The sequence below is a fragment of the Parapedobacter pyrenivorans genome, assembly GCF_014636865.1.
GTDB classification, from domain to species: Bacteria; Bacteroidota; Bacteroidia; order Sphingobacteriales; family Sphingobacteriaceae; genus Parapedobacter; species Parapedobacter pyrenivorans.
The window spans coordinates 76360-100086 of the sequence record NZ_BMER01000004.1 but is presented as its reverse complement, the minus strand read 5'-3'; the positions used below and the strand labels follow the sequence as shown (position 1 = coordinate 100086).

Here is a 23727-nt window from a genome sequence, read left to right as displayed (position 1 = left end):
ATGTTGGAGTGCTGAAACACAAAGCCATCCAAAGCAAGATATTCATGATCGGGGGCGTGCAGGTAATGATTGACCAGAATTCCCTACTATAAACCAGAATCATGGCAGATGAAAAATATTCCTTTTCAAAAGTTCCTGAGGAACATTACTATGAATTCTATAGCAATGGACCGAAAGGTGTTATCAAAAAAATTGTACGATACAGTCTAATCCAAAAATATCCTTATAAAATTTTCAATCTCGGTTTTGGAGATTGGGATAAAGAACGCCAGGATGTTGACGATCAGATCAATACAAACAATGATGACAGACAGAAGGTGTTGGCCACAGTTGCTGAAACGGTTGTTGATTTTTTAGTCGTATATCCGCACGCTGTCATATTTGCAGAAGGCAGCACTGCATCCAGAACGCGCTTGTATCAAATGAATATCCTTTCCTATTGGAAAGAAATAAAACAGGGTTCCTATATTGTCCAGGGATACGTTAATGGCAGTTGGCAGCCATTTGAAAAAGGCATAAATTTTGAAGCATTCATTATTCGAAAAAATCAGTAACTTTGTTTAAGCGAAGGGGTTAATATGGAAAAAGATAAAAACAAGCAAAAAGTCAACAAAGATATCCAACAGACCGGGTCCGTTGCCCAATACTCCAATTCGGCCTTCTTTAAAAAAAAGGATGAACGTGCAAAAGCATTTTTAGCCAAACACCCTATACCTGATTCTTTCTGGAAGTAAAGGAGGTTTAAAGAGCCAAATTTCTGGAAGAACACCCCGCTTCTCATGCTTTTTGAGAGCCATAACGGAAGAGGTACAGTTGATTCGCATGAAAAAAGAAGGAAAAATGCACGCTGGTAAAGCCGGCATTACTAAGGGAGATAACCTAATCACCAATTGGCTTGAAGAGCACGCAGATCCCGCAATTGACAAATTGACTAAGCGTAATGTGGCCATTGCCAACAGAATTGCAGATATACTTTCCAAAAAGAACATGAAACCAGCTGATTTAGCAAAGGTGATGGATAAACAGCAGTCGGAAATCAGCAAGTGGCTCAGCGGAACCTATAGTTTTTCACCAAAAACGATCGCTTCTATTGAATGTGCATTGGGCGAGGATATTATTTCCGTAACTGTTTGCGGCAAGTAACTATTCCCTTTGATGAAAAGCTGTTTATAAGTGTATGATCAATCCGTCGCCTTTCCCTACGATTTTTTGATCCGGAGTTCGGTATCGGCCTGAATCAAACAAAGCCCATCGATAAAATAATATTTATTAGCGGCTGTTTGAATACCTCGCTGTTCATACTTTGCGTGTTAATTATTTCTATTTTGCAAAAAGCGCTTTCTTATTACTAATATTTTTAGTTAATTTACACCCATGAAACGAGGAAGAAAGCGAAAAACGGAAGTCGTGGACCTGCAGGCGCTGAGGCAAGAGCTGTATGCCAAACATATGGCGAAAATCCACCCTACCATAAAAAAGAACCTGCAATTGGATGGTGTTTTGGATGAGGTGTGCCATCACTTGGTAGATTTGGATTTCATAAACAAACGGCTGCCTTACCCCTCTCGTGGGTTGCACGACTTCACCCGGCTATATGATCATAATACCGACTTATATATACACGTGCATTATAATGGCAAGCAGTATCGGTTTGATGCGAAAGAAACTTGATTGTAATTCTAACATAAGATAAACGATTTATTTTCGGTTATCTTGTTGTTTTTTTACAGTTTGTATGTATATGGAAATTACCCGGATTATAGATACTCATGCTGACCAGCCATTACCACATCAACTATTGATGTCATGGTTGAAAGATTACAAGCGTCCAAACGATAAGGTTTTGGGTTTGAAAGCCCGGGGGTTTCTGGTACCACTAAAAAAAGGGTTATACATTGCAGGGCCTTCGGCGACAGAGAAAAAGCCGGATGCGCTAATTGTGGCAAACCACTTATCGGGCCCCAGTTACGTATCAGTAGAAACAGCCCTTTCGTATCATGGACTGATACCAGAACGGATTTATGAGATTTCTTCCATGACGACAAAAGCATCCCGTACTTTTAAAACAGCAATGGGATTATTCACGTACTACCGCCTTCCGTTGCCTTATTATTCCTTTGGACTAGACATGGTCCGGTTATCGTCCAATCAATATGCAATTGTAGCCTCACCGGAAAAAGCGTTATGCGACAAAATAGTAAGCACATCTGGACTGACATTGAGAAGCATCAGAAACGCCTATGATTATCTTGTCGATGATATGCGGATGGATGAATCGGGATTAAAAGATTTGGATGTAAGGGCGATACATGGATGGCTTACGGATGCGCCCAAAAGGGATAGCTTATTGATGGTTTTAAAAATGATCGAACAGTTATGATTAAGGAATGGCTGGATAGCTACAAACCAGCAAACGAACAGGAAGCAAAGGACGCATTGAGGGAAATCATGCAAGAGATTGCGCTTGCCGGACTTTATCGTGCTGGTTTCTTTGAAAAGGCAGCTTTTTATGGGGGAACAGCGTTAAGGATATTTTATGGATTGGATCGCTTCTCGGAAGATCTGGATTTCTCATTACTCGATGTGGATACAGAATTTAATCTTGGTAAATATCAGGAAGCGATCGTCAACGAGTTTGAATCATTGGGGATGAAAGTATCGATCAGGGAAAAAAAGAAAACCGTAAAAAGTAATATTATGGGGTCTTCCCAGAAATGTCGTGGATTTTCCCTTGCTCACAAGAATATCGAAAATTGCCGAAGATTTTTCTTGAATGATATGAAGCCCTGTTGCTTTGGGGATCCCATAGTTCAATAAACTATTCCGCATGCTTAAATCGACCAGTTACTTTCTCGAGGATTCTAATTTTGGAGCGATGGTATTCCATAGGTGTCGAGTATTTACAGTCCCAAATATATCTCTTACGGCTAACATACCTTACACGCCCCATAACCATTCTTAACGGCCTCTTTCTTCGTGGTCTTGATCTCGCTCTTATTAATGTACTGGCATCCCGCCTTGTGGTACTTCTCCCCCGATTTGGTGATGTACACCGTGGCATCCCTTTGCTCAGCGACGGTATAAGCGGCTGCCCTACCCTGCACATCCGACACCGCGGGCAACAAAATCCGAAGATGACAAAAAGGTAAAGGATACGCGTACTTTTGGCTTATAATGGTCGTTATAACATGCAAGGTAAAATATCGGATTGAGAATTGCAAATTTTGATTACCCAAAGGTAACCGAAAGAGTGTTGAGGGCATTACTGGAAACCGGAAGGTTGGTGGGTTTATCACCGATGCGGTGATAAGCAAAAATGATATCCAATGGTTCCTCTTTGAAAATAGCCAACCTTACTCCATCAATTCATCAATGAGCTTACGGAGTTTTGGGGCTCCAGGCTAAATGTATCTCCTACCCGTTATCGCAGCAAATTCAGGCTCCCTTTGATGGGCGGGCAGGCATTGCCTAAATCGATGATGAAGTAGTAAGGGCCAACGGGCAGATCCGCCCCCCGGTAGCGCCCGTCAAATGGCTGTTGCGCGTCGGTCATGCGGTATACCTGTTGCCCATTGCGGTCAAACACCGTGACCGAAGCACGTGTATAGCGCGTGACGCCCGAAGGCAGCCACGTGTCGTTGATGCCATCGCCGTTTGGGCTGAAGGCGTTGAGTATGGTGAGGTCATCACCGCTGGATGTGCTGATTTCAATAGCGCCGGACATCGCTGAACAGCCTTCTGCGTCTTTTACCGATACCGAATAATGACCCGCGGCAACGCCTTGCAGCACTTCCGATTCGGATACGACTACGCCAAGGTGGTCGTACCATGTAAACCGGTAGGGTGCCACCCCACCGTGCACTTGCACGTTACTGATTTGCCCATTGGGCGAGGCACAGGTAACATGTAGCACGTTTACTGCCGTAATATCCACCTCCAATAACGGTATGGCCAACAGTGTAATGGATTGGTATAGCGTTTCGCACCCATTGTGGTCGGTGAGATACAGGTGGTAGGTACCCGGTGCCAATTCTGTGATCTGCTGGCCATGGCCCAGGTCGTTGCCCAACTGGTCTGCCCACCGTTGGGCTGTTGGGCGTATAGCCGAACTACCATACTCCACAGCCAGCCGCCCATTATTGTGCTCGCAATGCGGTGCATCCTTTGTGACGGTATAAGCCGGAAAATCCACGGGATCGAGCTGCGCAACCTCATACCAGGCCGAATATACCTCGCATCCATCGGTATTGCTGGCGCGTAGCCGGTAGCGGCCTACGGACATATCCTTCAAAACCAAGGTATTGCCTACCGTCCGGTTTGCCCCATCTACCCACTGGTAGTTGGTGGCGTTGGTGGTCTGGATGCCATGGATACTACCTTGGGTATCCCCGTCGCAACCCACCGGTGTAACCCTTACGGCGGTTTCATCCATTCGTAACACCCCCTCTTCAGGTACGTGTACAGAAGCGGCCCATATGGTATCGCAGGCGGCATCACCCACGAGCGCCAACCGATAGGTGCCGGGGTGGGTGATGTTGGATAGGTTGGCGCCGTCGCCCCCTACACGTGCCCCCGAAGCGTCCAACCAGTGATATTCGATCACTGCCGCCGTGTTGACACGTATCCCCGAAATGCGCCCGGGCCCCGCACAGGAAATCGGTGTGGCCACCATGGCCGACAGATCTACCGTAGGGCCATCCATGCGCTCCAGTGTTACCTCATAGGTTTCAAAGCACGTTTCCGAAATGTATACATACATCGTATACGTGCCGGGAGCCACATTTTCAAGGTATCCGGTGGTATCTACCACATGGCCAGCAGCGTCACGCCATTCTTTTCTGATAATCTCGTTATAAATTGAATAGAAATCCAAGTCTACAACTGCCCCGTTGTTTACACCACATGTGGGATGATGGAGCACCATATTATAATCGATAAAATCGACAATCGGTTCATGGAGATCGTAATGCATCACCTTGCTACAGTTGCCATTGCGGAGCACAGCGGTATAGCTACCGGCGGAAAGGCCCGACGCGGTAACGCCTTCACCCACTTTATTTCCATCGGCATCGTACCAGTCGATATGCAGCACGTTTATTAAATTCAGCAGCGTAATGGAACCGTTGTTGTCGTTGCAGTCTGGATGCACCAACTGGAAATTTTCAAACAGTTGATCGACAAAGTTTGAGAAACCCACCTGCGTATAGGGTGATGAAGCGTTGCCTAACACAGCATTGGCCAATAGACGCTTATCGGAAAAGTCGCCACTGATGCTCCAACTGCCGCTGGCGTCAGCCGTTATTCTGCGGAAGAAGGTAACCGGGCTGCAGATTTCGCAATCGGAATCGTCTTCATAGATATAAATGTCGGCGCCCGGTGTGGCCGTGCCCCTGAATGTCGTATTGCTGTTTTCGGTCACGGCGATGACGGGGCTGGTATCGTTTGCAACATAGTATGCATAATCCACACACCTGAAACTGTTTTTGCGAACTTCGGCATCCGATCCTATTGAGCCGGTAAAGATGTTGATGTCCTCCTCCCGATCCGACCCAATTTTTATAACGCCTTCGTCACGCGGCTCATAGCTGATCATGAACATCCCGGCAATGCCCTTGTTTCCATACACTTCAATACCGCCATAATGGTGTTGGATGCCAAGTGGTGAATTTCCGAAATCATTATCCCGGATGACACCGTCTTTACTAGCAAATACTACTACCGAAAAGGCCTTGAGGAATACGTTGCTTGCCATGAAAAAATCGTAAGCCTGCACGTATGTATCTGCCGCGATCAGGTTCCCTTCGGCCGGTTCCTCACCGCCGAATACGAGGTTCTTCGCGTTTAGCCTCAACCCCTCTGGCGGCGCATTCAAGTTGGTGAAATTTGCATTTGTATCGCATCCGATGTAATTGGCTTGCACGGTAATAAAATTGCAGGTGTCTACAATGAGCGTTTCTTCGTCATAGGTTGTGCGTACATCGATGTCATTGGGGTTGTCCCAAAATACATTCCCCTTGCCCGGGGCTCCGATGATGACGTGGCTCGAAGAGGTAACCGAAATGGTGGGCGTTGATACATAACTGCCGGGCGGGGAGCTCATCAACGAGTGGAAACCTTCAAAAATAAATCCGTAGATGGTTATATGCTCGATGCTATCGATGGCAAATACTCCTAGGCCTGTGGCTAGGTATGTATTCCTATCCGGAGTGATACGTATCTTGGCCTGGCTTGTGCCGAAGGGATTTCCCGGCTGTGTGGTTGCATCGAGCACGATATGGGGCGTGAAATCAGGCAGACTGCTAGTAAGCGTTATTGTCCTTGCAGCCAGGGAGCTACCGGGCAAATTGAAATGGATGTAATCCGTTTCATCACTACCATTGGCAGCGGCCCGCTCCAGCGCATTACGCAGGGTGCCCGGCCCGCTACTGGCATTGCTGGTCACCACGAATGTTTCTGCATTGGCACAAAAAGCAAGCAGCAGGGAGAACCACAGCGAAGCTACTGCTTTCATTCGCGATAGGCGGCTGCTTATGTGTTTCATATTCAGATCAGATTAAAACATCACCTGTGGGCAATACACCCTATACCGGTTGTTGAGCAGGAAGCCTAGCACCACCTCGTGGCTACCGTGTGCCAGCGTGCGCACCGGGCCGGTACTAAAATCGTAGGAGTAACTGAGGTTCAGCAACGCACTGATATTGATGCCTGCCATCGCCGAAAAGGACTCGTGGTTGCGGTAGCCGCCGCCCACCCAGAGCCGGTCGCGAAAAGCCAGTTTGACGTTGTAGTCACCCACAAACGGCATCCGCGCCATTTGTTTGAACAGCACCGAGGGCACAACTGCCATGTCGCTACCCAGGTGCAGCTTATACCCTGCCGTAACGAAAAACTGTTGGTAGCCTCCCATGCGCTGCGCATTGTCCGAAAACGCGAGCGGATTGCCCAGCAGCTGCTGCGCAGAAATGCCTGCAAAAAAACGTGCGCCATACAGCCAAAGCCCCAAACCCAGTTCTGGAGCCACACGACTGTCTGCATAGTTGGCCAACACGGGATCATTCGGCGTACTGATACCTGCCATATCCAACCGTACCTGTGAGAGGCCCGCATTTATGCCTGCTGAAAGATTCATCGTCTCGGCTATACGTAAGTGGTAGGCATAGGCTACCAGTGCATCGGTACGGACAAATTGTGCCGCACGGTCGTGCTGTACAATAATGCCCGCACCGTGGTGCGGTTCTGAAGCACGATATCTGTGGCTGTACCCCCTGCTGTACGGATTGTAACCACCCTCCCCAAAGGAGGTGGCACCATCCTGAATATGCCGGGCGCCGATAGGCAGATGCGCGGAGAGGTACGCCGTCTGCGGAGCTCCTTCCAAACCATGCCATTGGCTACGCCCGCCAAGCTTCACATCGGCGTAGCGCTCAATGCCCGCCACGGCAGGATTCATCAAAAATCCATTGAAGATATATTGGGTATATTGTGGGCGTTGCTGTGCCAGCAACACAGATGCCATACTAAGGCAAATAAATAGCAAGCCGGCTGATTTCGTGTACATACTGTATCCTTTGACAATCGATCTATCTGACTCCCCTGAAACCGACCGCCAGCCAGTTTACTGCCGCAGGTTGCGCGAATTCAAAGACGAGAAAAAGGTAAAGGGTACGCTTACGCATGGCAATGGGTTTAATGATGATAGCTGTTTCCTTCTGTTTTAATTAGGCCTTGTGGCTTACTTTGTCTGTTGTGCAATGCAAATTACGACATGCCTTTCAATTTTGCAAATGTATGGTCAAATTTACGAAGTGGGTTTTTCATGCACATATTCCTATGTTGGCCGTACTAAGCGAGCGGGAATGGAAAGGCATTACGGGGAACCGGAAAGTGTTGTGAAATCTCACGGGTAAAAGCAAGATTATGATTTGTTCTCTTTAATACATGTTGCTCGAATGCTTGCCTCTCCCGCGTCAACCGTTTCCTTGAAAACTTCTTTCAGTGTGTGATCCTGAACCGGCCTGATTTCAATCCATTCGGGCAATTCCGAACCAAATTCTTCTTGAATTTCAGGGGTGGTGGCGATGTGGCTAAACGCCTTGCGCAAGACGTCGAATGCCCCGATTTTGTCCAGGGTGATAAAGCAACTGGTATCGGTGATTACGATGCTATATTCCCGAGATCCTGTCAAGCTCATCCGTTAAATCGCTATCGGAATAGTTGATGAAAGAAACGCTGTAGATAGCAATTTCTACGCGATCTATCGGCCTACTGGTCGTCGTGAAGCATAAATTACAACATGCCTTTCGATTTTACAAATATATGCGGCAATCTACGAAGTGGATTTTTCATGGGTGCTCTTCCGTAGACTGTACGAGGGTAGCGAGCAGAAACTTTGTTAGCAATCCAGCCATCGAACCAACTGCGTAACGGAAAAGACAAAATATCTATATATTTGGCCTTACCGATATCGTTTGCATAAACTGAATAATTTAATTTCAGTGTCTTTGTAAATCGCTTTAATAATGTTAAAAAATGAACTACAAGGTATCATTTCAGGAACTTGCAGCGTTACAAATGGAAGTGCTATCCAAGCAATCACCGATTTCATTAGAAAAAGCAAAGCAGCAAGTACTAACGCTAAAAAAGACAAGCTCGTCAAAAAGCAAGAAGCAACGGCAATCCTAGAGAGTGTGACGTGAACTGTGTCCTCCGGATCAATCTAACTGATCGATTTTGCGTTGACACTGAAAGGTATGTACAAGGGCGTGATGCTCCAGAAAAAAGCAACATACTACGAACGGCTTGGAAAATGGAACAAAGCGCTGGATAGTATATGACAAGCGACACGCTATGCATCTTGCACACAGAAAATGGATGTGCTTGATGAGCGGGAGAAGCTTATTGCATCCTTCTGCTCGGTGATTGTATAGCGGCTGCCCTACCCTGCACATCCGAAGCCGCAAGCAGCAAAAGCCCGAAGACGAGCAAAAGGTAAAGGATCCGGGTATGACTACAAAATGGATAAAGGGTGTAATTCATAAATAATCCGTATCTTTACGTTGAGTAAGTAAGTAAGGAAATGAAACAGTTAAAAAGAATTACGCTTGATCCCAATGTAATGGGCGGAAAACCATGTATCAAAGGTGTTCGTGTAACCGTAGGTACGATTATCGGTTTGTTGGCATCGGGATATTCGAATGCTGAAATTCTGAAAATGTATCCATATTTGGTTGAGGAAGATTTAAAAGAGGCTTTAGCCTATGCGGCTTGGCGATCTGAAGAAATCGAAGTGCCCTTGGCTACCGCATGAAGATACTTATCGACATGAACCTATCGCCCGAATGGGTGGATGAATTTAGCAACTATGGCATTGAAGCAATACATTGGACATCAGTAGGTAAATTTGATGCTCCAGATGTGCTTTTGATGGAATGGGCTCGGGATAACGATTATATCGTATTCACTCACGATCTGGATTTTGGCACGGCGCTGGCGCTAACCAATGCGGAAAAGCCAAGTGTAATACAGGTAAGAACTCAGGATGTAACTGTAAACCATCTGAAAAGCATGGTAATAAAGACCTTGTTGGAACACGCCGCTTTGTTGGAGGAAGGTGCTTTGTTGATTTTGGACGAACACAAAAAACGGGTTAGGATCTTGCCGCTTTAAGAAAGGATTTTAGCACAGCCTATCCCATTCTTGACGGCTTCTTTCTTCGTGGCTTTAATCTAACTTTTGTTTAAGTACCCGGCATGCTACGTTTTGGTACTTCTCCCACGATTTGGTAATGTACACCGTGGCATCCTTCTGCTCGGTGATTGTATAGCGGCTGCCCTACCCTGCACATCCGAAGCCGCAAGCAGCAAAAGCCCGAAGATATATAGGTCTGGCATCGGGCTATATTAGGTTTAACCAATTCCGTGACGCAGTCGAACAGCATCGGCCACAGGAGCAGCTAATGTATCCAATATGACAAATGAACGTGAATCAGCCGACACTTCAACAATGCAAACCGTACCATCCGGATACTCCAAATAACTTTGCCCAGACGGCAATTCATCGGAGTTAATCATAAACGGTTTACCTGCAGATAGTTTGCTATCTCTCAAGCGCCTTACAGCTGCAGTGCCAACATTCTCCAGTACTTCCAATTCACCCATGCCAATTAATTTTACACCCAAAGATGCACATATTTTGAATAACATTCTCTCTGCTTTCCGTAGTTTTAATTAGGCCTATTGGCTTACCGGTCGTCGTGAAGCGCGAATTACAACCTGCTTTTCAATTTTACAAATGTATGCGGCAATCCACGACGTGGACTTTTCATGGGTGCTCTTCCGTAGACTGTACGAAGGTAGCGAGCGGGAACGGAAGGGCACTACGGGAAACCGGAAAGCGGGCGGGCGGTTATACCGATGCATTGATTGAGATGAAACGACTGTTGGATGCTACAAGTCTAATGCACTGACTGGAAAGCAGATCACGTGCGCTATTATCACGATAATCCCTATTTTGTAAGCAAAGCAATCTCAGGCATAGGTGGTTTCGATATGCTTTTTTACTGCATTTATCTTACTTAGGGAGCGTTTTCAATAACTCCTTGGCTGGTACATCTTTTATTTCACCATTGATTTTCACAACGAGACTACCGTCTTTAGCAGCGGTTTCTTCGGCGAGTTTACGCAATGCCTTTTGAACACCATAAAGCAATTTCTCCGAAAAAGATGCCCCAGATGGAAAAGATGTTGAGTTATTTAATGCCATTGTGTTGTCCTTGTATTATTGACCAAATTTCGTCATTAATGATTGCTTTTCCAAATTCATCGCATTTGGCAATGATTTCTGGCGTCAAATCCATATTATCCAACACAAACCATTTATCACAATGGGGAATATATAAGTGCGTCAAATTGTGCAATCCACGATAATATCTCCGAATCACTGTATTGTCTGGAATATGATGCCCCCCGTTTGATACGCGGTTGGCAACCCGCTTTATGGCCTGTTCGGGCGAATCAAGCCAAAAATATACGAGTGCTACATGATATCCTTTTCCCTTGGCAGCCTTAATAAATGGAACGTAGCTTCTGGTTGCCAAGGTAGTTTCAAATGCAAAGTCTGCCCCTTCTTCGAGCAGTTCATGGATGCGGGTAAGCATAATACGACCTGCCTCAAGGGCCACACCTTCAGGATTGAATGGAGAAAGTCCGACGGCGATATTATCCGCATTTACAAATTCTTTGCAATCCCAAATCTCTGGCAATACCGTATAACTGGCTGTGGTTTTTCCAGCACCATTGCAACCGGCTATAATGTAAAGATTCGGCATAAGGGCCCAAGTTACCCTATATAAAGCAACTTTGCAAGTTTGGTTTTTTTAGAAGAGGCTTGCCGATAATACCCGATAGTCAACGTCTTCGCTGAATCGCTGGAGCAGCCGAAGCTTCACATCGACATAGCGCTCAATGCCCGCCACGGCAGGATTCATCAAAAATCCATTGAAGATGTACTGGGTATACTGGGGACGCTGCTGTGCCCACACCAGGGATGCCGTGCAAAGAAATAGAAGAAATATGTAGGTTGATCTTGTGTACATTTAGGTTTCGAGATATATGGTCAGCGTGATAATATCGCCTTCGCTATTAAGTCAATTGCTCTGGAATAGCGGTTCCTTCTCCCCCATCGTTGGCTTTCTTGCCCCGGATCCTCGACCAAAAAATACGCACCAACGCAACCACCCCAATGGCTATGAACTTCCAGAATTTCAATATAACGGCAAAGAAACCGGCCTTGGCCAATACCTTGCCCGCTACCAAACCACCAATGGTCCAACTGGCAACCTCGTCAACCGATGGGTTGAAGTCGCCGTACCGATACCCGTCGTTGAACTGCACAATATTGAGCACATGGGCCAGATCCTGCTCCACCTGCCCGTAGCTGGACATGCTGCCGACGGCATTGAGCACCAGCACGCCTTTGCGGCCCAGTACTCTGACGTTGTAATTGAGCGTATGCTCCGGGTTGTCGCCGAACTGGACTTCCTTGGCCCAGTGGAGGATCTTGCGGTCCTTATCATAAAAAGGGGATGCAGCCCAGCCGATGATGGATATGGGCTCATAGCCCGCATCAGTACGCTGTTTGTTGCCAGCGGCTGTTTCGTCCTGCATGTCCTTAAGCAAATCATCGTAATCGATATCGCCGGCATCACCATCTTTCACATAACCGATCTCATTATATTCGATGTTGAAGACGTAGCCACTGTCGCTCATTACACCCTGATTTTCGGGAAGGATCATGCCGAGCGTCATGCCTTCGTACCAGGGGTTGCCCCACAGCTCGACCAGGACTTTCTCCGATTGGTCGGCATCGAGGTATCTGAATCCATCCGGCACGATAATTCTCCCGATTCCGTTGGCCAGCTCAACCGTATCGTGCCGATAGGTGAACAGCTGCTCTATTGAATCGAGTTGATGGGTGTAATCTTCTTCGGTTACTTCCTGCGCGTGTGTATTAACAGATAGCAGGGTAAAGGTAAAGAAAAGGTAAAGGATACGTTTAAGCATGACGGTTGACGGTTTTAGTGATGATAGCTAATTTTTCTCTTTTCGTTATTTTAATCAGGCCTATTGGCTTACACTGGTCGTAGTGCAATGCAAATTACAACATGGTCTTCATTTTTGCAAATGCATGCACCAAATTAAGGGTTGTAATATTTCTCATGAACGTTTTTCCGTTGGTTATACGAAGGTAGCTGTAGGAAAAATAGCAATAGAAGTATGATCCGATGTGGTAACTCTCCCCGGTTTGGTGATGTACACCGTGGCATCCTTCTGCTCGGTGGCGGTATAAGCGGCGGTCCTACCCTGCACATCCGAAGCCGCGGGCAGCAAAAGCCCGAAGACGAGAAAAAGGTAAAGGATACGCGTACGCATGATGGTTGGTGTTGGTTTCTTGATTAACGGTTAGTGATTAGTGAATTCGGTTATTGATTATATGGTATTATTGATTTATCAATTGTTTTTCTTAGGCCTATTGGCTTATAATGGCAGTTATAACATGCAAGGTAAAACATCGGATTGAGAATTACAAATTTTGATTACCCAAAGGTAACCGCTGGAATGGTGAGGACATTACGGGAAACCGGAAGGTTGGTGGGTTTGGATTAAAAATTATTTGTAAGTCAGCACTGCGTTTACTACATTTGTTAGCATCATTTATTACGAACCCGACAATAGTAGAAGATAAATACCCCAACGAAACAGCAACCTATTCCATCATAATGAAAGAAATAACAAAAGCGGACCTTTCAGCATTTTTCAAAAGCAATCAAGTCAAATACAGCCCTACCCATGATAAATTATGCCTTCCTATTATAAACAGGATATATAAAAAGATGGTGAATGGTATACTGTTTGAACACATCAAGGTGTGCGATAACCTGTTGATTGACGGCCATCATCGTTATGTAAGTTCGCTTTTTGCAGGCATCGAGATAGGTACGGTACCGAGTGTTAAAACTTCGGCATCTGTGGAGTATAGCTGGAGAGAAGTGGATTTCCTATTGGAGGAGTGGGATACGGAGGATAAGATTAGGTATCTAAACCAGATAGATGCCAAGTTCAATAACCTGCCCATAGAAAAAATAATTGAAATGACAAAATAATTCTTTAAATTTGCATAATGTTGTTGTATTTGGACATAGATGGTGTAATGGTTCCTGCCAACTCCTGGAGAAGACCCGAAATCTTAGATGACGGCTTTCCGGCGTTTGGTCCTAAGGCTACTGAAGCCCTCCAGAAGATTATTTCTTCAACGGGCGCAGGCATTGTATTGACCACATCGCACAAGTCCAGGTATACGCCAAAGGAATGGCGAGGCATTTTTAAGAAGAGAGGTATCAGTGTAAATAGCATCAAACGTCTCCCTGAGAACACTTTGCAGCTAAACAGGAGAGATGAATTGGTGAAGTGGTTTAACACAAACCCTTTTCATGATAATTTCATCATAATAGACGACGACAAGTCTTTGAATGAATTGCCACAGTTTTTGAAAAACAGGCTGTTACTAACAAGCGGGTCTGTGGGATTGACCGAGTATCAGGCAGAGGAGGCGTTGAGGCTAATTGAAAGAGAAAGCCACGAATTGGCATAATTTATATCGAGTAGATGTATAAATAGAAGGGGCCATCTGGGAAAACAGATGGCTTTTTTTATATATTTCCATATTGCTGACAGTTAAAGTTAGCTCATTTCCCAGTAACTACTTGGACTTGTATGAGTCATACCGCCCGATGGATCGACCGACATCCGTCATTTCAAAAGCATCAATGTACCGGCTATAACTCCCATACGATATGTATCACGATCGCTTTTAAATAGTTTAGCGACGACACCAATTTCATGGGCTGTATAATTTTCATAAATGACGATTAGTTGCAATGCTTTGGAAACACGCCCCTCAAATGACTCATTCCCTAATTGATGTGACTTTTTCGGTGCGAATCCGTTCCTAAAAGAGGCCGTCTCCTACATTTGCTTACAACAAACATAGGAAACGGCCTCTTTGAAACAACCCCTTATCCGTCGCTATCCGACCCCTAGTTGGTTCTTTGCAGCAGTAATATGGTTTTCATCCTGCGTTTCTACGGCAAAAAAACCATAGGCTAACGGTGCAGCTGCCGCACGTTCTACGGCCTGTTCATACAACCGGTTCCAAACCCTACCTCCTTGCTTTTCGTATTCGCTTATAAGTTCCTTCAGCCCTTTTTCTCCAAATACAGTCATATGCCCCGAAAAGTCCTGAGAAAGGTCGCTAACGTGTCCGGTAGACCAATCGATTATTCCTGAAACGACGCCTTCCGGATTGGCCATCACGTGGCCTGCATACAAATCGCCGTGGATGAACGCGGTGAAATCCGGCCAGAGCACATCATTGTCCAACCACTTCTGATAGCGATTTTCCAACTCCTCGCTGATACCCAACTCCGATTTGACCAATTGCAGTCGCGCTGCAATCTCCGGTCGTAGATCGGCTGGTTTCATGATTTTCAACCCCTTTTCAAGCACATCATCCGCTGGAATGCCGTGCAGCTCAACTAACGCTTTGGCCAGCGATGGGCCGTAATTCGGACTGTGCTCGTCCATATTCCAGGTCACTTCGTAAGTTTTTTCATGAAACGATAACGCCGGCTTGTCTTTTAGGAGTGGATAAGCAACCAGTGTTGAAGTGGCTATTTTCCAATCCGGCACCTGCACGGACAAGTGCTTTTTCACCAGACTGAGGATAAGCTTTTCCTTTTCGATCTGATCGCCCAAATCGTTCCGTCGGGGAATCCGGAGCAACCATTGTTGGCCATCGTGATCCTTGGCAAAACCGACCTTGAAATCAATGCCCATCTCGTTGAAGCTCATTTCGTCCGTAAGTAGCAATCCATGCGCTTCGGCAAGTATTTGAATATCTTTAATTGTCATTTTTAAATTCTTAGTTGTAAATGATTACGTTAAGTGAATACGACTGCAAAAATCCAATAACGGAAGATGCATCCCGACAACGCAAAGTGGTCTGCAGTCATTTTTGATTTTCCATGAAATTTTAATAGTTATTCGTATTGGACTACATAAAAAGAGGAAGAGCAATTAGGAAATTGACTCTACAAAAAAAGTGCGCTAAAGTAACGCCCAGACTAGGCCACCCAGGGTTTGGCCATGTGTGTTGTATATTTTGAATACTCCATGGCTGCAAACATACGAAAAAACTGAAAACATAACACAGTCCGTTCTCGTTATCTTTCCTTCGGTTCGGAAATATTCCTCCGTTGGGTAAATATGTTTCCGGTCGTTACTCCATAGTGGCACTACTGCATTTGCCAATAAAGATAATATTCAATAACTTTGTGCTATGGCTCTATTAACCATCAAAATTCCGCAAAACGCTAAATCACGCATCACCGAGTTTGTGAAGGAACTTGGCGGCGAGGTGATTTCCGTGAAACGGGAATCATCAGACTCCAAGAAAGAAGTGCTGTTGAAGGAAATAGAACAAGGTTTAAGCGAGGTAAAGCAGATACGTGCGGGAAAAACCAAATCCTACACCATGGCTGACCTACTACATGACAAACAATAAAATACACCTAACTCCTTATTTCTACAAAAAAGCAAAACGACTGCTTAAAAAATACAAGACACTTGGCGAAAGCCTCGCTGCCTTGGAAGGTAATTTGCTCGAAAACCCGCAGATGGGAAACAGCTATGGCGCCAACATTTATAAGGTACGGGTAGCCGATGCGTCGAAAGGCACAGGAAAAAGCGGTGGATTCAGGGTGATTACCTATCTGGTCAAAGAAGCAGAAGACGGTACCGACATTTACTTAATCACCATCTTCGATAAATCTGAGGAAGCATCCATTAAGAAGGAGGATGTTGTAAAAATCATCAGGGCGTTGGATTTGTAGTCAATACATCCACCGGGCGTCGTTTTCTATCACATCCCGGTATCGGAACGTAGCGATCTTTTTGATCAGTTCTGTAGGCAGCGGCCGGTCATAGGGAAACTGGATGGTGTCCTTACCGGTTTTGAACGTCGATAATTCTTCACTAAAGGGGATTATTGCCGGACCCGTTGGCATCCAGGTCAGGTGGTTTTTGAAAGCGGCATACGAAAAAAGAATCCGCCTTTCCATCAAGACCGGCTGACCCCATTTCAGGCCTTCCGACGCGTTGGGGGCGACCGACTTCAACAGGGATCGGAGTTCGTTCAGCTTTTTCCGAGCATGTTCGGGCGCCGCCTGGATGTATTCGTCGACTGTTTTCGATTTCGAAGGAGACATGGCAGATTATGTTTAAAGACCTTCCATGTAAAAGACGTTGAACCGGTGGCCATCCGGGTCGGCAAAGAGAAAACCATAATATCCTTCTCCAAATTCCTCTGGCCTGGAAACGATGTGCCCGCCCGCCTCTTCAACCTCCTGTGCCCAGCTATCCACCTGCGTTTTACTTTCAGCGGAAAATGTGAATACAACCTCCGCTACTTCTCGTGCATTGGCTATTTCAATTTTGAGGTTGGTTGCAAGGACGCTCTTCAAGAAAAAGTGGATCACAAAATCAGCCTTGCCGACAAAAAAGCTGGTCAGCTCTTTGGAGGCACCGTTGGACTTGAACCCCAATTTGGTATAGAATCTCGTGGTCCGCTCCAAATCGCTTACGGCTAAATTCGCCCAAATCATTTTCGGTTTCATAACGATTAATTTAATCTGCGTGTATTACGATACTGATGTACGGATGACTCACCCTAAACTGCTTGTCCAAAACTACTATTTTGCAAAGGCGTTTTTGCCGTGTAAATAGGACGAATTGGTGGGGTATATGGGACAAAAACGCAGCAACCGTTACACCGTGGCACCCTTTTGCTCGGCAGCGGTATAAGCGGCGGCCCTACCCTGCACATCCGAAGCCGCAGGCAGCAAATGCCCGAAGACGAGAAAAAGTTTTTCTTAGGCCTATTGGCTTATAGATTAATCATGTGTTTTCGATTAAAGTCGTTGCGTACTTGCCGTAGTGACTTGAAAATCCCACCAGCAGTTTGAATGACATCAACAACGTTAACGTATTGGCCGGGATAGGGATTTCGGGAAAGAGGCTTAACATTAACGCTACTAACGCAAAGAAAAACACACTGATTTGCCTTTGCATAACTGTTTTATGGAATACTATCGCGACACTTGCACCAATCATAGCTGTTATCATGGTTAATGAAATCGGAAAAGAGGAATCCGTGTAAATAAGAGCTAGGGCAAATGTTTGTAATAAATGAAACCATACAAAAAGATGAGGGGAAAGCTTCGATTCCTGATAGTAATTTATCGTGCCTCTTGTGAAATTACTGACTACCCCGCCGCCAATATCTATTGACAGAATAGCCACAACGATCACTTTCCATAAGACCAACCCATTGCCTGTTTTTAAATTTACCAACATTACGATTACGGCAATGAGGTAAGTCATGATTAAATCCTGTTTGTAAGCTTGCTTTCCATGTAACTTCCATAGTGGTTTTGGAATATTGATGACTTTATTTTTCATATCTTTTTTATTTACTTCTTGATTCGGGAAAGTTAACGTCCACCCGTCACATCAATAAAAATGCCTGTCGAATAGGATGATTTATCCGATGCGAGCCACAAAATCGCTTCTGCGACCTCATCCGCCAAACCGCCACGTTGAAGCGGAATAGTATGCTTTATCCGATCAATCCGGTCTGGCTCACCGCCGTCTGCGTGGATGTCGGTATGGATGAAGGCGGGGCGAACGGCATTTACTCGGATCCCCTCTTCCGCCAATTCTTTCGATAACCCGATCGTTATGGTATCTAACGCTCCTTTTGTAGCCGCATAATCGGTGTATTCAAATGGTGCCCCTGTCCGGGAAGCAATGGAGGAAACATTGACAATGGTTCCGCCTTCACCGCCATAGGTTGGCGACATCCGCTTAATGGCTTCTTGGCAGCATAGCAGCGGGCCCATTACATTGGCGTTAAACATCCGTTGCATTCTTTCATAATCTAAATCGACAAATTTCTTTTGATGTTCGAGTATTCCGGCGTTGTTGATGAGGCAATGGAGCTTTCCAAAATGCCTATCTACTTCAGAAAATAAACGAGCAATCTCATCTTGCCTGGAAACATCTGCTTGCATGGCGACGGCTTTTCCTCCTTGCGATACAATCCGGCTAACTACATCGTCGGCAGCTGCTTTGTTCTTTTTATAATTTACCGCTACTGCATAACCGTTTCTCGCGGCAAGGAGTGCCGTAGCGGCCCCTATTCCTCGGCTGGCGCCTGTGATTAATATTGTTTTCATTACAAGTACTTTATGGTTATTAAATTATATCAATATTTAACTTGCGGACACCAAATTTAGCGCGAGCTCAGATTTGATTTTGGTAAGTTCACCTAATAGTCTTGTTTCCCGAACGGCTTCCGGCCTGTTTATCTGCTCCGCTATCCTTACTATTTCGGCGTTTAACGTTTCTATTTCGGTTCTTTTATTACGCCGTATATCTTGTAAGGTCGATATGGCTTGTCCGTCGGACAACCGGCTTATCTGAATCAGGCTACGCTCTACGTCATCAGGCTGAATGGCTATCCCTTTTGCATGGGCAATAGTTGCGCATTCGGCAATGACGCTACGGGCAATTTTCAACGCATCAGGATTTCTGTGGAAGATGCCATTATCAGTTTCCAATAACGGGCAAACCGAATTGAACACGCAATTGATGATCGCTTTTTTCCAAATGATAGGCTGGATGTGTACTTCACGCTTAAATCCGAAATCAGGGGTATTCAGATGGGCGACGATCGTATCGAGTTGCGCTTTATCGCCGCGTGCTATCCCCACAGGGCAGGCTGCCACCGGTTTAAACCGCACCAAAACTTCATCAATCGACTGACTTGTTACAAAGAGCACACAGCGGTACACGTGCTGGTATCCATGCTCCAAAAACGGTTGCTCAACACCCAGGCCATTTTGTAGGAGTACAATGGGTGAGTCGCCTATTTTTGATTTGATTGCACGAGCCAGCTTCTCATTCCCGAAAGATTTGGTTGCGAGAACGACGATACCGTTAACCTCGGCAAGGGAACTCATCGTTCTAACCTCCACATCGGCCGCGCGTATAGCGCCGTTTTCCATTTCGACAGCGAATCGGCGGGTTGTTGTACTACCGTTGTCTACGCTTCCTCTTATCATTGTAACTTTTCTGCCCGCTTGAGAAAGAAAAACAGCAAGCGCTTTACCGATAGCGCCCGAACCAACGATAAATATATGTCTGTAATCGTCCATCACCCAACAAAATTCGGCAATATAGTTGCATGATAGCAGATGCAGTTTTATTATTTTTGTAGGTAGCAGTAAGGAATAAGAAATGAAGAAAACACAAAACAAGTCGGAATTCGCCTATATGCGTATCGCCAAAATTATTGAGCAACAAATCCTGAACGGAACGTTGCGTACCGGTGATAAGCTCCTATCGCTGCGGACGATATGCCGTGAATATGGTGTAAGTCAGAATACGGCATTAAGTGCGTATTATTATTTAGAGCGTAAAATGCTGGTTGAGACCCGACCTCAGTCTGGATATTATGTGCAGTATTCAAAAACGAAAACTCCTGCGCTTCCCCAGCTCACCAACCCCGAATCGGAAGCGAATTATGCCGACAGTGACTTGCTGGTGCGTAAGATTTATGATAGCCTGGGGGAAGATGGTCACCTACCGCTTGCGCTGGGGACTCCAACAAATGCGTTATTGCCCATAGCAAAACTCAACAAAGGCTTGATGTTGGCCACGAGGGAGATGAACGGCAGCGGCGTCATGTACGATAAAACGGAGGGAAATGAGCGGTTACGCCGTCAGATTGCCCGATGGTCTTTTGCAATGGAGTGTAATTTAAAGCATGATGAAATCATCACGACGAGTGGTTGCCTGAACGCGCTGTCATATTGTATGATGGCGTTGACGAATAAAGGAGATACGGTGGCAATGGAAAGTCCTATTTCATTTGGCATGTTACAGCTCGCTCAGGTATTAGGTTTAAAAGTATTGGAGCTACCATCGGATCCTCAGCATGGTGTTGACCTGAACGCATTGGAAGATGCACTAAGAAATAACAAGATAAATGTATGTCTTTTTATCAGCAATTTCAGCAATCCGCTGGGCAGCTGCATGCCCGACGAAAACAAGAAACAGGCGGTGCGTCTCCTCGAAAAATATAACGTTCCGCTTATTGAGAATGATCTCAACGGTGACGTTTATTTTGGTCAACAACGCCCGAAATCCTGCAAGACCTATGATGAAGGCGGCCTCGTACTGTGGTGCGGCTCGGTATCCAAAACGCTCGCCCCCGGCTATCGGGTGGGCTGGGTTGCTCCGGGAAAGTTCAAAGATGAGGTACGGCGCATGAAGCGCTACCACAATATTTCATCAACTTCAATCACGCAGGAAGTGATTGCCGGGTTTCTCGAAACAGGTCGGTATGAGAACCATCTTCGCAAACTAAGGCATACGCTCCATGGCAATCTACTCAAATTCGCCAGGGCCATTTCGGATTATTTCCCTGACGGAACCATGGCCAGCAGACCGCAGGGTGGGTTTGTTATTTGGGTGGAATTGCCTAAAAACATTGATACCATCGCATTATATGAACAATGCCTGCTGCATAAAATCAGTTTTGCGCCGGGCAGAATTTTTACGTTGCAAAATCAATACGAAAATTGCCTTCGATTAAACTACGGCTTGTTATGGAATGAGCGATTGGATCGCGATCTTAAATTGCTAGGAGACCTTGCCCGTAAAGCGTTATAAAAACGATATCCAATTTTGAATTTCTCTTTTAAAAGGTGAACGTCATCATGACATCCGCTCTTTTGTATTTTGTCTTGTCTACTTCTGTGTCGTTGAATCCTATATTCCGATATATATGCAGGGCATCCGGCAAGCGGGTGTGCGAAAACAATACAAGCTCTTTCACACCAAGCTGTTTAGATACGGATATCGCCTGGCGGCATAGCATGCTGCCGATACCACGCCCCCGGTAATGTTCATGTACGGTCATCTTGGTCAGTTCCAACCGACCGTCATCCATTTTCTTCAATGCAGCCGTACCGATAGGTTGACCGTCTTTTATGGCAAACAGGATTTTACCACCGTTTTTGAGTATAGCTTCTTCCGGATTGGATAATACGTATTCGTCAACCGGTTCTATATCAAAATACTGGTTCAGCCACGCCATATTCAACGCTTTGAAAGCGTCTTTATAGGACGGGTGGTATTCGGTGATTATTATTCCGCTTTTTAAAAAGAAATCTACGAGGGCAAGATCGTCAAAGATATGGATACCGATATTCCGCATTTCTTGCAAGCCTCTATCGTAGATACCCGATATTGCCGATGGAATCATTGCAATCTTGTAATCCCGTTCACTGGCTTCGTACATGGTTGTGCGTGGGCAATTCGGGAAATTGCACCCGGCAACTAAAAGCGAATTTATTTCCTTTGATTGCAGCACATCATGTAATGTCGTGTTATAAAATGCGCCCCACCTTGGTTTGTACAAGATGTAGTCATTATCTCCACACCGGATGATATTTCCGTGAAGAAGCTCGTCATGAGAAGGCGGGTTGCCAGTTTCAGGCAATAATTCACCGATTATTTCTGCACCCGGACTATGTGGAGCAACGATCTGTTTACCGGACGAAATAAGCGCTCTACGGCATAGTTCGGCATTACTTCCGTCTGGTTGATACAGGCGTATGATATGGAACACAGGTTTTTCGTGTTTCCTGAATATATTTATTAGAGAAGCGAGGTGGGGAATTATTTCTTCCGTGCCATTGACATAAGCTTGGCCTTTAGCATTTGCGAAATCGTACTGCATATCTATAATGATCAGTGCAGATTTATCCTGCTCTAAGTTGTTATTCGTCATACACAAAAATCATAAAATCTAATTTACGATAACAGATGCAAATTTTAATTTTTCAATAGGAGCAGTTTAGTTTTTATCAAATATAAATCGTCAGCGCGCCGAGACGCCAGTAGCAGAACTCGCTATTGGCGGTACCAAGGCAGCGAGCGGAAACGGCGGAACATTACGGGAACCGGAAACCTTCATAAAGAGCATTTGTATTACTAATATTTTTAGTTAATTTGCATCCATGAAACGAGGAAGAAAACGAAAAACGGAAGTCGTAGACCTGCAAGCACTGCGAGCGGAGTTGTATGCCAAACATATGGGAAAAATCCACCCTACCATCAAAAAGAACCTGCAATTGGATGGTGTTTTGGATGAGGTGTGCCATCACTTGGTGGACTTGGATTTCATAAACAAACGGCTGCCTTATCCCTCTCGTGGGTTAGACGACTTCACCCGGCTATATGATCATAATACCGACTTATATATACACGTGCATTACAATGGCAAGCAGTATCGGTTTGATGCGAAAGAGGTGGAAGAGTGAGATTGGAAATGAGTTGTGACCAACCGTAAATCGCTATCTTTGCATGGTTTAACCTATCGATAACGGAATGGACTACCATCGTATTGCCCAGCAAATCATCTGCATGGAAAAGACGGACCTAGAACTCCGGTCCTCGCTTGCGCAAAGTGGCCAGCTGTCGGAAGGCTATCACAAAGCGATGGAGCGTCTCCACAACGAACATGCGCAGACGTTGGAAGGCATCATCGACACCATCGGTTATCCGACCATCGGTAAGGTGGGACCAGCAGCCAGCGAAGCCGCCTGGCTGGTCATCCAGCATGCTATCGGGCAGCCAGACTTGATGAGGAAATGCCTGAAGCTACTGGAACAAGCCGTGCAAGAGAAACAGGCCGACCCTAAAAATCTAGCCTACCTGACAGACCGGATCGCCGTGCTCGAGGGGAGCCCGCAACTTTATGGTACCCAGTTTGACTGGGACGAAAGCGGTGAATTGAGACCTAATCGCTTCGACGACCTCGATCGGGTTAACCGGCGCCGGGCTTCCATCGGGCTTAACTCCCTCGAGGAGCAGACTGCGGTTATGGCGCGCCGCGCGAGAAATGAGAACGAATCCCCGCCCTCGGATTTGAAGAAAAGGAACCTGGAAATGGATGAATGGCGGAAATCTGTGGGGTGGATTAGCGCTTGATTAGTTGGAGTTTATGAGCAACGTTCTTTACTGTATTTCATCTTGCTTATGG

General features: G+C 45.7%; 34 protein-coding genes and 1 pseudogene. 17 read left to right on the top strand and 18 right to left on the bottom strand.

Annotation, left to right across the window (positions count from 1 at the left end; all coding sequences use genetic code 11):
• Positions 1–101 precede the first annotated feature (101 nt).
• From IEV98_RS17550 to IEV98_RS17525, 6 genes and pseudogenes are all read left to right on the top strand, one after another.
• Positions 102–554: a DUF6934 family protein gene (locus tag IEV98_RS17550; protein ID WP_188507336.1), complete on the top strand. Its 453-nt coding sequence runs from the start codon at positions 102–104 to the stop codon at positions 552–554.
• 24 nt (positions 555–578) lie between these two features.
• Positions 579–734 (top strand): hypothetical protein, encoded by a 156-nt coding sequence (locus tag IEV98_RS17545; RefSeq protein WP_188507335.1) that lies wholly within the window; start codon positions 579–581, stop codon positions 732–734.
• Between the two features lie 88 nt (positions 735–822).
• Positions 823–1143: a helix-turn-helix domain-containing protein gene (locus IEV98_RS17540; RefSeq protein ID WP_188507334.1), complete on the top strand. Its 321-nt coding sequence runs from the start codon at positions 823–825 to the stop codon at positions 1141–1143.
• A gap of 231 nt (positions 1144–1374) precedes the next feature.
• Positions 1375–1671, top strand: a complete 297-nt coding sequence (locus IEV98_RS17535) for a hypothetical protein (protein ID WP_188507333.1) — start codon at positions 1375–1377, stop codon at positions 1669–1671.
• Between the two features lie 130 nt (positions 1672–1801).
• The gene (locus IEV98_RS17530) at positions 1802–2380 is read left to right on the top strand and encodes a type IV toxin-antitoxin system AbiEi family antitoxin domain-containing protein (RefSeq protein WP_229738819.1); all 579 of its coding nucleotides are present in this window, start codon (positions 1802–1804) and stop codon (positions 2378–2380) included.
• Positions 2377–2688 (top strand): annotated as a pseudogene (locus IEV98_RS17525) (nucleotidyl transferase AbiEii/AbiGii toxin family protein); the annotation flags it as partial. The gene IEV98_RS17530 and the pseudogene IEV98_RS17525, both read left to right, overlap by 4 nt.
• Here IEV98_RS17525 and IEV98_RS24755 read toward each other — a convergent pair.
• The 5 genes from IEV98_RS24755 to IEV98_RS17500 all read right to left on the bottom strand — a co-directional run bounded on the left by IEV98_RS24755 (position 2641) and on the right by IEV98_RS17500 (position 8191).
• On the bottom strand, positions 2641–2829 hold the full coding sequence (locus IEV98_RS24755; RefSeq protein ID WP_188507332.1) for a hypothetical protein: 189 nt from the start codon (positions 2827–2829) through the stop codon (positions 2641–2643). The pseudogene IEV98_RS17525 and the gene IEV98_RS24755 overlap by 48 nt on opposite strands.
• 98 nt (positions 2830–2927) lie before the next feature.
• Complete coding sequence (locus IEV98_RS17515) at positions 2928–3125, bottom strand: hypothetical protein (RefSeq protein WP_188507331.1); 198 nt, start codon at positions 3123–3125, stop codon at positions 2928–2930.
• Between the two features lie 296 nt (positions 3126–3421).
• Positions 3422–6541, bottom strand: coding sequence for a T9SS type B sorting domain-containing protein (locus tag IEV98_RS17510; RefSeq protein ID WP_188507330.1), 3120 nt, complete (start codon positions 6539–6541; stop codon positions 3422–3424).
• Between the two features lie 12 nt (positions 6542–6553).
• Positions 6554–7558: a PorP/SprF family type IX secretion system membrane protein gene (locus IEV98_RS17505; protein ID WP_262892490.1), complete on the bottom strand. Its 1005-nt coding sequence runs from the start codon at positions 7556–7558 to the stop codon at positions 6554–6556.
• A gap of 357 nt (positions 7559–7915) precedes the next feature.
• Positions 7916–8191: a PIN domain-containing protein gene (locus IEV98_RS17500; protein ID WP_188507328.1), complete on the bottom strand. Its 276-nt coding sequence runs from the start codon at positions 8189–8191 to the stop codon at positions 7916–7918.
• Between the two features lie 328 nt (positions 8192–8519).
• Here IEV98_RS17500 and IEV98_RS17495 point away from each other — a divergent pair, with 328 nt between their 5' ends.
• The 3 genes from IEV98_RS17495 to IEV98_RS17485 all read left to right on the top strand — a co-directional run bounded on the left by IEV98_RS17495 (position 8520) and on the right by IEV98_RS17485 (position 9666).
• Positions 8520–8696: a hypothetical protein gene (locus IEV98_RS17495; RefSeq protein ID WP_188507327.1), complete on the top strand. Its 177-nt coding sequence runs from the start codon at positions 8520–8522 to the stop codon at positions 8694–8696.
• Positions 8697–9076: 380 nt separating this feature from the next.
• Entirely contained in the window at positions 9077–9307 is a 231-nt protein-coding gene (locus IEV98_RS17490) for a DUF433 domain-containing protein (RefSeq protein ID WP_188507326.1), read from the top strand.
• A complete protein-coding gene (locus IEV98_RS17485; RefSeq protein ID WP_188507325.1) occupies positions 9304–9666 on the top strand; it encodes a DUF5615 family PIN-like protein in 363 nt (120 codons plus the stop codon). The genes IEV98_RS17490 and IEV98_RS17485 overlap by 4 nt, the downstream gene beginning before the upstream one ends.
• A gap of 239 nt (positions 9667–9905) precedes the next feature.
• On the opposite strand, the gene IEV98_RS17480 is transcribed toward IEV98_RS17485, so the two are convergent.
• Positions 9906–10157: a hypothetical protein gene (locus IEV98_RS17480; RefSeq protein ID WP_188507324.1), complete on the bottom strand. Its 252-nt coding sequence runs from the start codon at positions 10155–10157 to the stop codon at positions 9906–9908.
• A gap of 133 nt (positions 10158–10290) precedes the next feature.
• On the opposite strand from IEV98_RS17480, the gene IEV98_RS24605 reads away from it, so the two are divergent.
• Positions 10291–10425: a hypothetical protein gene (locus IEV98_RS24605; protein WP_262892489.1), complete on the top strand. Its 135-nt coding sequence runs from the start codon at positions 10291–10293 to the stop codon at positions 10423–10425.
• Between the two features lie 144 nt (positions 10426–10569).
• Here the strand turns inward: IEV98_RS24605 and IEV98_RS17475 are convergent, their stop codons facing one another.
• The 5 genes from IEV98_RS17475 to IEV98_RS17455 all read right to left on the bottom strand — a co-directional run bounded on the left by IEV98_RS17475 (position 10570) and on the right by IEV98_RS17455 (position 12929).
• Entirely contained in the window at positions 10570–10761 is a 192-nt protein-coding gene (locus IEV98_RS17475; RefSeq protein WP_188507323.1) for a DUF8506 family protein, read from the bottom strand.
• Positions 10748–11260 carry an ATPase gene (locus IEV98_RS17470; protein WP_229738817.1) on the bottom strand — a complete coding sequence of 171 codons (513 nt, stop codon included), beginning with the start codon at positions 11258–11260 and terminating at the stop codon, positions 10748–10750. The genes IEV98_RS17475 and IEV98_RS17470 overlap by 14 nt, the downstream gene beginning before the upstream one ends.
• 114 nt (positions 11261–11374) lie before the next feature.
• The gene (locus tag IEV98_RS17465; RefSeq protein ID WP_188507321.1) at positions 11375–11593 is read right to left on the bottom strand and encodes a type IX secretion system membrane protein PorP/SprF; all 219 of its coding nucleotides are present in this window, start codon (positions 11591–11593) and stop codon (positions 11375–11377) included.
• Between the two features lie 46 nt (positions 11594–11639).
• Positions 11640–12560, bottom strand: a complete 921-nt coding sequence (locus IEV98_RS17460; RefSeq protein WP_188507320.1) for a DUF2167 domain-containing protein — start codon at positions 12558–12560, stop codon at positions 11640–11642.
• Positions 12561–12734: 174 nt separating this feature from the next.
• Positions 12735–12929, bottom strand: a complete 195-nt coding sequence (locus IEV98_RS17455; protein WP_188507319.1) for a hypothetical protein — start codon at positions 12927–12929, stop codon at positions 12735–12737.
• 461 nt (positions 12930–13390) lie between these two features.
• Between IEV98_RS17455 and IEV98_RS17450 the strand changes: the two genes are divergently transcribed.
• Positions 13391–13660, top strand: a complete 270-nt coding sequence (locus IEV98_RS17450; protein ID WP_188507318.1) for a hypothetical protein — start codon at positions 13391–13393, stop codon at positions 13658–13660.
• 29 nt (positions 13661–13689) lie between these two features.
• Positions 13690–14148: an HAD domain-containing protein gene (locus tag IEV98_RS17445; protein WP_229738816.1), complete on the top strand. Its 459-nt coding sequence runs from the start codon at positions 13690–13692 to the stop codon at positions 14146–14148.
• Between the two features lie 434 nt (positions 14149–14582).
• Here IEV98_RS17445 and mph read toward each other — a convergent pair whose 3' ends face one another.
• Positions 14583–15467, bottom strand: a complete 885-nt coding sequence (mph, locus tag IEV98_RS17440) for an Mph(E)/Mph(G) family macrolide 2'-phosphotransferase (RefSeq protein ID WP_188507316.1) — start codon at positions 15465–15467, stop codon at positions 14583–14585.
• Between the two features lie 427 nt (positions 15468–15894).
• Between mph and IEV98_RS17435 the strand changes: the two genes are divergently transcribed.
• Together IEV98_RS17435 and IEV98_RS17430 are read left to right on the top strand one after the other, a co-directional pair.
• A complete protein-coding gene (locus tag IEV98_RS17435) occupies positions 15895–16119 on the top strand; it encodes a hypothetical protein (RefSeq protein ID WP_188507315.1) in 225 nt (74 codons plus the stop codon).
• Positions 16106–16447 (top strand): type II toxin-antitoxin system RelE/ParE family toxin, encoded by a 342-nt coding sequence (locus IEV98_RS17430; protein WP_188507314.1) that lies wholly within the window; start codon positions 16106–16108, stop codon positions 16445–16447. Before IEV98_RS17435 ends, IEV98_RS17430 begins: the two co-directional genes overlap by 14 nt.
• Here IEV98_RS17430 and IEV98_RS17425 read toward each other — a convergent pair whose 3' ends face one another.
• The 5 genes from IEV98_RS17425 to IEV98_RS17405 form a co-directional block, all read right to left on the bottom strand.
• Complete coding sequence (locus IEV98_RS17425; protein ID WP_188507313.1) at positions 16448–16822, bottom strand: iron chaperone; 375 nt, start codon at positions 16820–16822, stop codon at positions 16448–16450.
• A 12-nt stretch (positions 16823–16834) separates the two neighbouring features.
• Complete coding sequence (locus tag IEV98_RS17420; RefSeq protein ID WP_188507312.1) at positions 16835–17230, bottom strand: VOC family protein; 396 nt, start codon at positions 17228–17230, stop codon at positions 16835–16837.
• A 280-nt stretch (positions 17231–17510) separates the two neighbouring features.
• The gene (locus IEV98_RS17415) at positions 17511–18074 is read right to left on the bottom strand and encodes a hypothetical protein (RefSeq protein ID WP_188507311.1); all 564 of its coding nucleotides are present in this window, start codon (positions 18072–18074) and stop codon (positions 17511–17513) included.
• A gap of 32 nt (positions 18075–18106) precedes the next feature.
• Positions 18107–18850, bottom strand: coding sequence for an SDR family oxidoreductase (locus IEV98_RS17410; protein ID WP_188507310.1), 744 nt, complete (start codon positions 18848–18850; stop codon positions 18107–18109).
• A 36-nt stretch (positions 18851–18886) separates the two neighbouring features.
• Positions 18887–19831: a ketopantoate reductase family protein gene (locus IEV98_RS17405; protein WP_188507309.1), complete on the bottom strand. Its 945-nt coding sequence runs from the start codon at positions 19829–19831 to the stop codon at positions 18887–18889.
• Positions 19832–19913: 82 nt separating this feature from the next.
• Between IEV98_RS17405 and IEV98_RS17400 the strand changes: the two genes are divergently transcribed.
• Complete coding sequence (locus tag IEV98_RS17400) at positions 19914–21350, top strand: aminotransferase-like domain-containing protein (RefSeq protein ID WP_188507308.1); 1437 nt, start codon at positions 19914–19916, stop codon at positions 21348–21350.
• A gap of 28 nt (positions 21351–21378) precedes the next feature.
• On the opposite strand, the gene IEV98_RS17395 is transcribed toward IEV98_RS17400, so the two are convergent.
• Positions 21379–22473, bottom strand: a complete 1095-nt coding sequence (locus IEV98_RS17395) for an isochorismatase family protein (protein ID WP_188507307.1) — start codon at positions 22471–22473, stop codon at positions 21379–21381.
• A gap of 229 nt (positions 22474–22702) precedes the next feature.
• Here IEV98_RS17395 and IEV98_RS17390 point away from each other — a divergent pair, with 229 nt between their 5' ends.
• Positions 22703–23005 (top strand): hypothetical protein, encoded by a 303-nt coding sequence (locus IEV98_RS17390; RefSeq protein WP_188507306.1) that lies wholly within the window; start codon positions 22703–22705, stop codon positions 23003–23005.
• Positions 23006–23072: 67 nt separating this feature from the next.
• Complete coding sequence (locus IEV98_RS17385) at positions 23073–23675, top strand: DUF6624 domain-containing protein (RefSeq protein WP_188507305.1); 603 nt, start codon at positions 23073–23075, stop codon at positions 23673–23675.
• Positions 23676–23727 lie beyond the last annotated feature (52 nt).